Annotated in this window: 8 protein-coding genes and 1 CRISPR repeat array; all 8 genes read right to left on the bottom strand. The window is 64.4% G+C overall.

All coding sequences use genetic code 11. From position 1 onward, the window contains the following. Positions 1–4: 4 nt before the first annotated feature. A CRISPR array of direct repeats spans positions 5–2,290; the repeat unit is 29 nt; unit sequence GGGCCTATCCCCGCGGACGCGGGGGAACC. Between the two features lie 59 nt (positions 2,291–2,349). From cas2e to cas3, 8 genes are read right to left on the bottom strand one after another with little or no spacing between them, the layout of a single operon-like run. Beyond that, the gene (gene cas2e / locus Q8Q80_RS09390) at positions 2,350–2,595 is read right to left on the bottom strand and encodes a type I-E CRISPR-associated endoribonuclease Cas2e (protein WP_305632666.1); all 246 of its coding nucleotides are present in this window, start codon (positions 2,593–2,595) and stop codon (positions 2,350–2,352) included. 37 nt (positions 2,596–2,632) lie between these two features. Continuing rightward, positions 2,633–3,526 (bottom strand): type I-E CRISPR-associated endonuclease Cas1e, encoded by an 894-nt coding sequence (gene cas1e / locus Q8Q80_RS09385; protein ID WP_305632665.1) that lies wholly within the window; start codon positions 3,524–3,526, stop codon positions 2,633–2,635. Further along, on the bottom strand, positions 3,520–4,236 hold the full coding sequence (cas6e, locus tag Q8Q80_RS09380) for a type I-E CRISPR-associated protein Cas6/Cse3/CasE (protein ID WP_305632664.1): 717 nt from the start codon (positions 4,234–4,236) through the stop codon (positions 3,520–3,522). Before cas6e ends, cas1e begins: the two co-directional genes overlap by 7 nt. After that, entirely contained in the window at positions 4,233–4,943 is a 711-nt protein-coding gene (cas5e, locus tag Q8Q80_RS09375; RefSeq protein ID WP_305632663.1) for a type I-E CRISPR-associated protein Cas5/CasD, read from the bottom strand. The genes cas6e and cas5e overlap by 4 nt, the downstream gene beginning before the upstream one ends. A 1-nt stretch (position 4,944) precedes the next feature. After that, positions 4,945–6,135: a type I-E CRISPR-associated protein Cas7/Cse4/CasC gene (gene cas7e / locus Q8Q80_RS09370; RefSeq protein WP_305632662.1), complete on the bottom strand. Its 1,191-nt coding sequence runs from the start codon at positions 6,133–6,135 to the stop codon at positions 4,945–4,947. A gap of 38 nt (positions 6,136–6,173) precedes the next feature. After that, positions 6,174–6,704, bottom strand: coding sequence for a type I-E CRISPR-associated protein Cse2/CasB (locus Q8Q80_RS09365; protein ID WP_305632661.1), 531 nt, complete (start codon positions 6,702–6,704; stop codon positions 6,174–6,176). Then, positions 6,701–8,275 (bottom strand): type I-E CRISPR-associated protein Cse1/CasA, encoded by a 1,575-nt coding sequence (gene casA, locus Q8Q80_RS09360; protein ID WP_305632660.1) that lies wholly within the window; start codon positions 8,273–8,275, stop codon positions 6,701–6,703. Before casA ends, Q8Q80_RS09365 begins: the two co-directional genes overlap by 4 nt. A 3-nt stretch (positions 8,276–8,278) precedes the next feature. Further along, positions 8,279–10,906 (bottom strand): CRISPR-associated helicase Cas3', encoded by a 2,628-nt coding sequence (gene cas3 / locus Q8Q80_RS09355; protein WP_305632659.1) that lies wholly within the window; start codon positions 10,904–10,906, stop codon positions 8,279–8,281. Positions 10,907–11,015: the final 109 nt, after the last annotated feature.

Below are 11,015 nucleotides of genomic sequence, written 5' to 3'. Positions count from 1 at the left end.
TCGAGGGCCTATCCCCGCGGACGCGGGGGAACCACCATCACGCGGATGATCGATGCGGCGAGCGGGGGCCTATCCCCGCGGACGCGGGGGAACCCGTCGATGAGGCGCTGTGTCGTCGTCTGCATGGGGCCTATCCCCGCGGACGCGGGGGAACCTGGGCGGGGCGCAAGGGCGTCAGGTTCTACGGGGGCCTATCCCCGCGGACGCGGGGGAACCACCCCCAGCGCGGGGTTGATCAGCGCCCAGACGGGCCTATCCCCGCGGACGCGGGGGAACCAGTCGGTGAGTCCAGGTAGTGCTGCCATGTCAGGGCCTATCCCCGCGGACGCGGGGGAACCTTTGCGTCGTACGGAAAGCGAAAGACGTTCTCGGGCCTATCCCCGCGGACGCGGGGGAACCACGGCGTGGCCCTTTTCTTCGCTGGCAGCGCGGGGCCTATCCCCGCGGACGCGGGGGAACCCGCAGGCTGATGAAGCCGGCCGTGCCCGACGTGGGCCTATCCCCGCGGACGCGGGGGAACCTGCGCATCAGTGGGGAGCAACGTGTGGGTGTAGGGCCTATCCCCGCGGACGCGGGGGAACCGGACAGTTGTGGGTGTATTGAGAAGGCTTCGCGGGCCTATCCCCGCGGACGCGGGGGAACCCAGCGGCCATGTCAGACTCCGTAATACGTGATGGGCCTATCCCCGCGGACGCGGGGGAACCGAGTCCGAGCCAACAACCTGCCAGCTCGAACCGGGCCTATCCCCGCGGACGCGGGGGAACCAAGGCCAGTCAGCTTGAACCCGGCCGCCTGAAGGGCCTATCCCCGCGGACGCGGGGGAACCGGTACTCCGGCGGCTGTCCGTTCGAGCGCAGTGGGCCTATCCCCGCGGACGCGGGGGAACCAATCCGCGCCATGTGCTTCCACATTCCGGATCGGGCCTATCCCCGCGGACGCGGGGGAACCACGTTGCGCGGCCGTGGTCATGCCGCCCTCCCGGGCCTATCCCCGCGGACGCGGGGGAACCGCACAGCGGCACGAAAAGAAGCTGGACGAATCGGGCCTATCCCCGCGGACGCGGGGGAACCGCCACGCGGCGGACGCATTTCGCTATCTGGCGGGGCCTATCCCCGCGGACGCGGGGGAACCTTCGACAAACTCCGGGTTTGGGTAACCATCGAGGGCCTATCCCCGCGGACGCGGGGGAACCTGGTCATATTCGATCACTCCTAATGATTACGGGGGCCTATCCCCGCGGACGCGGGGGAACCCATGTTCGGCAACCGCTACCAATGCTTCAATGGGGCCTATCCCCGCGGACGCGGGGGAACCCGCAGCCCTGCGCGGGGAGGTGAAGCCGTGATGGGCCTATCCCCGCGGACGCGGGGGAACCACATGCAGATCAACGGCGTCAGGGCAATCCTCGGGCCTATCCCCGCGGACGCGGGGGAACCTATTGCGGCGCTTAAGGCGGATTTTGCCCGTAGGGCCTATCCCCGCGGACGCGGGGGAACCCAACGGCAGCTTCTGACCGGTCGCGCGAGCATGGGCCTATCCCCGCGGACGCGGGGGAACCACATCGAATCCCTTGAGCGGCTGAATCAACTAGGGCCTATCCCCGCGGACGCGGGGGAACCGTTTCGTGTACGTGGAAAACAGCCCAGCTCTCGGGCCTATCCCCGCGGACGCGGGGGAACCGTATCCCACGCGCCCTGATTCAGGGCTACCATGGGCCTATCCCCGCGGACGCGGGGGAACCCATCAAGCCGGAATTCACCGCCATCCTGCTGGGGGCCTATCCCCGCGGACGCGGGGGAACCGGGCTGACGCGCTTCGCATTGCCCGACGCTATGGGCCTATCCCCGCGGACGCGGGGGAACCCTGGGTGCACGACGCCGGCGCCTGTAACGGTCGGGCCTATCCCCGCGGACGCGGGGGAACCCTGAACCCGACGTGGACAGAATGGCTCATGGGGGGCCTATCCCCGCGGACGCGGGGGAACCAGGCCAGCCCAGAGCCTGCGCAGACGACACACGGGCCTATCCCCGCGGACGCGGGGGAACCTCCTTGAGATAGTCAGCGAATTTGTTATCCATGGGCCTATCCCCGCGGACGCGGGGGAACCAGCACCTCAAACGGCGCGCCCGGTAGTGCAGCGGGCCTATCCCCGCGGACGCGGGGGAACCCGGCTGTCGTTTCTTCGTGTATATGGTGATTAGGGCCTATCCCCGCGGACGCGGGGGAACCCTGACCATGACGCCCGATCTCGACAACGAAGCGGGCCTATCCCCGCGGACGCGGGGGAACCTCTTGGGGTCAAGTTCATGACTCCAAAAGGAAAACTACCAACATCATTGTTCCGGATTGTTAAAGATTTCGGGCGTGCCGTCGAGATCGCGCTACCCACATGCCGTCTATCTCGATCAACTCCCTTGGTGGCTCACCAAGGTGTGCAAGGCCGACACCACCCGTTTCGTTGTTGTCGCGCCAGACCATGACGAGACTGCCTCGCGGCTCGGCGTTGTGCCAGTCAGTGAGGACCTGCCACGTTCGGCCCCGTACGCCTTTGCTCATGCGCGGAGAGACGAACACGGTCGGCGCCACCTCCAGCATCACGGAGGAGAGGAAACCGCGGAAGCGGTCTGCAACGTCACGCGTCACTATTACTGCCAGAGGCATCGATTTCCTCCATGCGCAAGACGGACTTGATGCTGTCGATCATCGACGGAATTACAGACTGCTTGCGAAAAACTGTGGCCGCTTCACGCCGAACCATTCGGTCAATTGAATCCTGCGCGCCGTCCAGCGCCTTGCGTGCCGCTAAGAATGCGATGGGTAGCGTGATCGCATCGCGAAACAGGTCGGCAATGTCAAGTACGAAGGACTGACCCGAATCTTCGTGGATGAAGCCGAGCTGCGGTATCGCCGCAAGCGACTGCACGGCGATGGCTGCGGCTGCCTGCACGGCGGTTGCTGCGTGATTGATGGCCTGATTGGGGGCGTCGGCTGCGTTTGGGGCAGCACGGTCATAGTGGCGGCCGTTCCAGGGAACCTGGTAGCGCTCGGCGGTCAGGCGGTAGAGCGTCTTCACTCGCGAGCCTTCGATACCGCGCAATGTGTCCAGATCTCGGTGCGGCAGGATTTCGCCCAGCCGCAGGGCGTACATGCGGCGGGCAACTGCGATGCGTCGACGTGGGTTGCCCCAAAGTTCCGCCTGACGGCGTGCGACGTCGGACCGGTCAGGTAGCAGTGCTGGAGCGGTGTAGCTGCGCACGCCATCCATGCCGACCGCCGCCATCAGCGTGCCGTGGCGCGCGAGCAGCCGCAACGCGTCGTGGGTTACGCTGCTGCCTGGTCCAAGCAGGATCATCGACACGGCTTGATGTGGAATCTGGTCGACAGACGGAGTCAGACTGTCTTTGCCGGTCATAAAGTGCAGGCACCCGTCAATCACGCACAATTCCCCGCGATCCAACCAAAGAAGACCGTGGCGGTCAGCGTGCGGGATACGAGCCGTCTCGAGGCCAAGGCGACCCTTCAGCATGTGGCAGGCGGGCGCAGCAGCAGCATGCCGAAGCCGAAGGCGCGGTGCCGGCCTACCCCTCGCGCTAGCAACGCAGCGAAGCCAGCAGGGTCGCTTACGGTGAGCTCCCCGGAAAACAGCGCGTCAGGGCCGGCCACGCGCTGCGCGGAGCGTTTGCCTTCGACGGCAGTGCCTTTGCGCAGGCTCGCCGTCAGGCGGAAGCCTTCAAGCTGCATGGTCTCGATGCGCGCAGCCTCACCGCGCGATAGCTCGCGCATCAGCCATTCCTGATAAACGGCGTCGCGTGATTGTGCGAACTCGTCGGTGCCGGTCTTTTCGGCAGCCACCTGGAACACGTCGCGTTCGCGGCCCTCTCGCGTGCGCAGCACCGGACGTACGCGCAATTCGAATCCAAGGCGTCGACCTGCGGCCCATTCGGTCGGAAAGCTGCGTGTCGCGAAGCGTTCCAGTCCGAGTGCAGCGTGTACATCGGGCGCGGCCATCTGCGCAGCGAGTTGCAGGGCGTCGCCGTCACGCGCGGAATAGCCAAGCAAGCCTCTTGCATCGCCGAAATGCCGGAAAGGCTTGGGTGCGGCGTCGCCAAAGGCGGAGGACAGCAACGTGTGCAGCGCGTAGCCCAGGTCATCGCCGCCTGCGGTCAGGCCGAAGCGGGTTGCCCATGCTGCGAGCTTTCGCGGGTCGGGGTGGCATTGCAGCAGGGTTAGCTTCATGCGCCGGTCTCCCGCGACAGAACGCCCTCGCACACTGGCCGCCAACCTCCGTGAACACCGCTGGTCCAGTTTCGTTCGTCACACACATCTATTTGCCGACTTCCGCTCAACTCCCCTTCGCCGGCCGGCCACAGAACGCGCGGGCGTGTGTTGGCGGTAACAGGAGCGGCGCTCTGCAGTGCGCCAAGAAGGTCTGGCGCTTCACACCAACCGGCGAACAACGGTACGGCGGGGAGGCAGGACTTGCGGCCGAGGAAGAGCGGGCGCGCCGGGCGATGCAGCGCGGCGGCCACGTCCTCCAGTGTCGGGGATTCCTCGGCAGGGTCGAGGCGCAGCGCAATCAACGCTACCGCGTCAGCGTGGTAGTCGCGGTAGCGCAAGTGCTGGCCCTTGTAGGTGCCTTCGCCCCCAGCGCGGCCCTCTGGCGCGCCGATCGTGGTCCAGCCCTTGTCGTCCTTGTGCAACTCTGCAGTCTGGAAATCGGTGAGACGCGAGCCAGCTCGATCCAGCCGCGCTCCGAACAGCAGCCGAGCCTGAAGACGGTCATGCTCGGTGGAATCCTCGCGCCGCCAGCCCAGTGCGTTGGCGATCAGACCGGTCACCATCGACTGCGCCGGGAAGTCGCGGATTACGCCGAGGTTGTCTATCGTCTCGCCGCCGAACGCCATCAGCGGGCCTTCGAGGCGCAGCAAAAGGTGCATTGCCATGTCAGCACGCGCCGTCGCGGATGATCTGTGCGATCCAATCGCCCAGTTGCGTCAGCGTCACGCGTTCGGCCGCTGGTACCGCGATTTCGTCCAGCGAGAGGAAACGGCGCGCCGTGGGCATGCCATAGGCCGCATCGAAAGCGGCAATTTCCCCCGCCAGCTTGCTCGCCGCGCGGGCGCGAATCGGCGTCTCACCCTTGAGCGGCAACGGATCGTGGAAGGCGGCCGCGAGGCTGCGAGGCTGCCAGTCGCCGGCTTCGACCAATACGAACTTGGCCCAGTCGTACGGGGCTGTGGAGCCGCGTTTGGCGCCGGGGCTCACGGTGGCGATCAGGTGCAACAAGTGCTGCGTGACCTTGCCGGCCAGCTCGCGCGTGGCAGCCTCAGTGCCAGACGTAAAGACATCCTTGGCGCTGATGCCTTCAAGATTGTCCACGAGCTGCGGTATGTCGACGACCACGTAACCGTAGTAAAGCCCTGAGGCCAGTTCGGTGTCGAAGATGCCGGCCGAACCGGCGCCATCTTCTTCTTGGGCGAAGTCGTCGACGACAGTGAAGTAGTCGTTCTCGACCTGTGCTTCGTGCACCGTGAAGGCGTGAGCGACCGAGACTGAAGCGTCTCGGTTGGCGAGTACGTCCGAGGTGACCATGCGGCCGAACAATGCGGACTCGAGACCGCTGCCGAGCTTCATCGATTCGATGTTCTTCTTCTCGTCTTTTAGGAACTTCGCGACGGCGACCTTCAGTTCGGTGGGTTGGGTGACGTCGCAAGCGATGTCGCGACACCGCGAAGTCAGGTAAGCGATTTCTTCGTTGCCGTACAACACCGCCTGGCCTGTCTGTAAGGCCTTGGCGCCCTCCTTCTTCTTGTCAGCCTTGTCACCAAACAGGGCTTCAAGCAGCGCTTCAGCAGTCGCAAACGCACGCTCCTCGTCGATACCTTGCTTCACAAGACGCTGGCGAACCAGTTCGGCCACATAGCGAGTGCGTGTTGCCATCGGGACGCCAAGCTTGGTCAGAGAAAAGGCGTCGTCGGCAACGCGCCAATGGCGCTTGAGGCATTGCGAGGAAATGCGGGTGCGCACCGCACTACCGTACGGGAGACGCTTGGCGAGACCTGCGTCATCACGATTGAGCAGGGCGGCGGGGTAGGTGTGTAGGGTGTGTATCTGGATGAAGCGCGGGAGACTCATGGTGTTGTCCTTGGCGATATCGATCAGGAGGGTTCGGTTCAACGATGGGCCGCGGCGTAGTAGCTTCCAGCGATGCGCAGGCGCAGCGCTTCGGCATGTGCTTCGTCACGGTCCGTAGCGAGGATCAGCGCACCGAATTCGAGCCAGTTGGGGGCGATGCGACGACTGGCCATCAGTCTTGCAAGGCGTGGCACCTGCTGGCGGAACGCGTCCCCACGCGCTGTCAGCAGGCGGGTCACTCGGCTCTCTGAAACACTGGCGTGCGCGAACTGTGCGCCAAGGCGCGATGAGCCATCATGGCCGGCGAGCGCCATGCCTTGCGCGAGCAGAGCCCAGCGGTGCCATGTCCCTGTTTTCCAGTCGTCGGGTTCGATTCCGGCCAGTACAAGCGCGTGGGCCAGTGCGCCGATTTGATGTGGCCGAGGGGCGTCGGGGTCAAGGCGCGCCAATGCCGCCTGCTCGCCCTTGTTCAGTGACGCCGTGTCGCCGCGAAAGCGCTGCGACTTCGCGATGACTTGCGCAAGGCGCGCGAGTGGTGAAGTGGGCAATATCGAATCTTGATCGGTCATGACGCGGCCTCCTCTGCCGCTGGCTGTCTGCGAAGGTGAAGAGCGAGTGCAGGGAAGTGCTTGTCGCCGCGAAGGGCGCCATGAAAAAAGGACAGCGCGCGCGAACGCGCCCGGTAACGCCGTTCGCCGCATTGCGGGCCGATCACGAAGGCACTGCGCAGCACCGCCTCGGCGCGCTCGGCGAGCGCGACCAGCCAGGCGAGCCGTTCGGCATGCGGATCGTCAGCCTCGATCTCCAGGTTCAGATCGTCAAAGAAGCGCGCGTCCTCCGCGTGTTCGAAGGCTTGTACGAAGGTTTCGATTTGCTGCTTGGCGGTGCGGCGCTCGAAGTCGACCTTCTCAGTGCCAGCTTCGAGCAGGTAGAAAAGCGCGGTGCGCAGCACGGAACCCCGCATCGTCGCGACGTCCTTTACTCTCGAGGCGGCGATTGTCGCCGGTACGTTCGTGTCCCCGCTTCTCAGGAAGCCGAGAGCCTTCTTTGTGAGCGGGATACGGCGCTCGTGGTAGCCCTCGGTTTTTCCCTGCCCACGCACGACGCCTTGCGCGAGCAGCGCGATGCCGGATGTCCCATCTTCCGGCCGCAGCACTTGTGTGACCGTCTTGCGATACTTTGAACCCCAGGCGAGTTCGGTGGCGAGGCTGTAGTTGAAACCGTCTGCGCCGAGCGTGAGGGCTTTTTCTTCCTCGACCGGAGTCCACGCGTCGCCTGTGACCCCCTTGCGTGCAGATGCATCGATGCGTGCCACCTTCGTGCTGATTCCTTGCACCCAGATGCGGTTGTCCTGGTCGCTCACAAATCGAAGGCGGCGGCAGATTTCGATGTAGAAGGGATCGAGCGCCCCAAAGGCAAGGCTTTTCATACCATCCCAAGGTTGCAGCCAAAGAAGTGTGTAGCCCTCATCTCCTTGTAGGCCCTGCGTCTCGACTATGTCGCGGCGCGCTGCGAGCAGCGCCGCCACGTCGCGCCGCCACCGCGCACCTGCACCGTGAGCGGGTGCCACGCCCAATGCGGGGCGGCTCGAAAATCCTCCGTTCATACGCGAGATGCCGTAGTTTCCGGCCCCGAGGAAACCCTCTTGGGTCTGCAAACTGACCAGTGCAAACAGCCAATCGTCGGCTTCGACCTGCCGCATCCGTGCGCCTTTGAGGTCATGGTTCTTCGACGTGACCAGCATGTCCAGCGCATCGGGAGTTTCGATGCGTTTCCAGCCATCAAGCTTTCCACCTGGCACCGGCGCCTGTAGAAAAGCTGGCTTCTCGTGCGGAGTGAGGAGAGCGAAGGCACAGCCATTTGGGTGGCCAGGGGTCAGTGCGAGCAGCGCCTTGCGCCACTCCGCCACTTCGTGCCAATGCCCTGTCTGGTCAGCCTCATGCAGCGCAAGCGCGGCCAACTGCACCAGCAACGCGTGCCATGGGTGACGTTGGTGCGGGCGCAGCGCGGGGTAGTCGCGCACCGCGTCACGACCCAATTGCATGAAGAGTTCAGGCAGCGATACTTTCTGCACCTTGCCGCTGAAGTCGCGGATGCGGATCAGGGGTTCGTCCAGCAGATTCAGGCAGGGGCTGTCCATGCATTACTCCTGGGGGGCGGCTTGCGAAAGTCTTTCGAGACCGAGCCGGCTGTAGCGATAGCGCGCTTCGCCCAGGCTGAAGGCGAAACTGCCGGGTTCGGTTGCTTCCACTTTGGGCTCGACCTCAAGTGCGAGCCCGGCTGGCAGCAGGTGGTGCCGGATCGGCAACTCGCGGACGCTATTGCCAAAAGGGCCGGGCAGGGGTGGATCGAAAACCACGATACGGTCGGCGGCGCCAAGGCGCGTGGCGAGTTTTACCTCATTAGGGAAGGCTAGCTCGGAAAACGCGGTCTCCAGCGGGAGCAGGCCGAGCTTGGCGCTGGTGCGGCGGGCGCCGGTGTCACCGTCGATCTGCCTGCCGTGGCTTTCCCATGCTTCACCGAGCGCATCCATTGCGCGCAAAGACTCGGGGTGCATGGCGGATTCGACAAGGCGCCGGTTATCCGCCGGGATGCGGATGCGAAGTTCGGAGGTGATCTGCCTGCGAGTTGCTTCGAGGATGCGTGCATCGGGATATACCCCGCCGCCGTCTCGGAAGCGGCCAAGGCCATGTCGAGGACGGGCAAGGCAAGGCTCAAGATCGCCTCCTGCTGGAGTCAGCACAAGTACGCGTGCTTCGCGGAATGCTGCAGGCCTCGCCTCGGTCGGCCTTATGTGGCGGTGCAAGCGGCCGATACGCTGCAGCAGCACATCCATCGGGCACAGGTCGGTGATCAGAAAGTCGGCGTCGAGGTCGAGGCTCTGTTCCAGAGTTTGTGTTCCGACGACGACCAGTGGCCCGCTGGACCGTCCTTTTCCGAGCGCGGCTTCGATGGCCGCGTCGAGCTTCGGACGGTCTTCGCGCGAGAATCGGCTGTGGTGAAGGGTGACTACGCCTGCATGGTGAAACAGCCATGCGGCGCACGGGGTGGCCGCTTCAAGCGCAGCAAGAGTGGCAATGGCAGCTGGAACGGTGTTGCGGATCACCAGCACGCGGGCGCCTTGCGCGGCAGCCTCGAGCGCAACGGTGGCGACCCGCTGGGGTACATCGATGGAATCGTCGCACTGCCACGCGACGACCTTCTCGCGTTTTGCCCCGCTCGTGGCACGCAGACCGGCGAAGTCGCTGATTGCTGGATACGGCAGATCGATCGCTTGGGTTAGAGACGGAAACTGCGGCGCCTTTCGCGTGCCGGCAGCAAGGTAGCGCACGCGAGCTGCGGCGCCCAGCGTCGCCGACAGCAGCAGCACATGGCCACCCAGCGCCACCTGTGCAGCGATCAACCGTTCGATCAGGACGGCCATGTAGGCATCCGAAGCATGTACTTCGTCGATGACCACAAGCGAGCGGGCGGCCAGCGCGTGGCGCATATGAGCGTGTTTGACCTGCAGGGTGCCCAGCAGAACCTGGTCAACCGTGCCGACGGCGACCGGAGCAGCAAGGAAGCGCTTGGCGTTCTCGCAAGCCCAGCGGCGACCTGCCTCTGCATCGGACGGCTCGTCGCTCCACAGTACCTTGAAGTCGGGCAATGACTTCGGGGTTTCGCCATCCGCCGCCGCGTAACCGGAAAGTGCACGCACGGCGACCGGGGCGTCTGTGCGCCAGGCGCGAGTGAGCGCGTCGCAGACGCGTCGGTAGACCTGAGTGGCGGCAACCCTAGTCGGCAGCGCGAAGTAGAGACCATCGACGTCACCGCGTGCAAGAAGGTGGAAATAGCGCCACAGCGCCGCTTCGGTCTTGCCGCTACCCGTCTCTGCTTCGAGCACGACGACCGGCCCCAAGGCGTCATTACTCATTGCTGCCTGAGATGGGTAGGCAGCAGGAGCGTCGAATACATCTGCGAACGCTGGCGGCGTGCGCCTGAGTGGCAGTCGGTAACGATCCGCTTCCAGACCGATATCGCTCACTGCGATTCTTGCGCGCTCACGGCTCGTGGCGAGGCGATTCTCGCCATCTTCCGAGAAAGGGAAGAAGCGTCTGTCTGAACCCAGCCAGTCGGATAACTGCACAAGGCCAGCAAAATAGTGTGCAAAGCGAGGAGCGTCTGGCAGCGGCAGACCGCCTTCAAGGAATGCATCAGGGAGAAAGCGCTTGATGGCAGTCCCGATATGCGTCAGCTGCGTGGCGGGATCGTAACCATGATGTGCGATCCAATGAATGCGTGCATTGAACCAGTCCGGTGCCTGGGCGATGGGGCGGCCGTGGTGGGCAATGCTGGCCCGGAGAAGACTGTCCAACGTTTCGAGCTTGCCCCAAGCACATATGTCAAGGATGGGCAGGCGCAGTAGCAGCGCTTCGGCTTCTTCGTTGTGATTGCTCGCTTCGAGCAGTGCGATCGCTTCAGCGCCATGTCCCGCAGTTAGCCAGTCGCGGGGCCGCTCGGCATCCGCCCAGCGCTTGGCCTGGAATCCGGCGTTGGCCTTGCCAAGGTCATGCAGGAACACCACTGCGGCGAGACGAGCAACGTCCCGATCGTCGAGCGCACGCGCCGCTGCAGCTTCGAGAGAGCGGCGACTGCGCTCGCACGCGCAAAGTGCCTCGAATACGGCTGCGACATCGGCCATGTGATCGACGAGCGGATGCCAGCCTATTTCATCCGGGGATCGCTCAAGCTTGCCAAAGGCACTAACAGCGGTAAGTTCTTGGTGCATTCATCGAGCGTTCGTTATCGAAAGATATGGCGTCAAGGTAAGTCAATGTTCAGTCGCCAGTCGTTAGATGTACATGCCGCAGAATTGCTGCAAGCGAGAGGGCTAGTTC

Origin of the sequence: Methyloversatilis sp. (assembly GCF_030698125.1) — a bacterium.
Taxonomy (GTDB): domain Bacteria; phylum Pseudomonadota; class Gammaproteobacteria; order Burkholderiales; family Rhodocyclaceae; genus Methyloversatilis.
This window is presented reverse-complemented; position numbering and strand designations above follow the sequence as displayed.

What these genes read in the sequence shown, in the direction of transcription:
- cas1e (WP_305632665.1), bottom strand. Translation starts at nt 3,526, where the DNA reads ATGCTGAAGGGTCGCCTTGGCCTCGAGACGGCTCGTATCCCGCACGCT.
- cas6e (WP_305632664.1), bottom strand. Translation starts at nt 4,236, where the DNA reads ATGAAGCTAACCCTGCTGCAATGCCACCCCGACCCGCGAAAGCTCGCA.
- Q8Q80_RS09365 (WP_305632661.1), bottom strand. Translation starts at nt 6,704, where the DNA reads ATGACCGATCAAGATTCGATATTGCCCACTTCACCACTCGCGCGCCTT.
- cas3 (WP_305632659.1), bottom strand. Translation starts at nt 10,906, where the DNA reads ATGCACCAAGAACTTACCGCTGTTAGTGCCTTTGGCAAGCTTGAGCGA.
- cas7e (WP_305632662.1), bottom strand. Translation starts at nt 6,135, where the DNA reads ATGAGTCTCCCGCGCTTCATCCAGATACACACCCTACACACCTACCCC.
- cas2e (WP_305632666.1), bottom strand. Translation starts at nt 2,595, where the DNA reads ATGCTGGAGGTGGCGCCGACCGTGTTCGTCTCTCCGCGCATGAGCAAA.
- cas5e (WP_305632663.1), bottom strand. Translation starts at nt 4,943, where the DNA reads ATGGCAATGCACCTTTTGCTGCGCCTCGAAGGCCCGCTGATGGCGTTC.
- casA (WP_305632660.1), bottom strand. Translation starts at nt 8,275, where the DNA reads ATGGACAGCCCCTGCCTGAATCTGCTGGACGAACCCCTGATCCGCATC.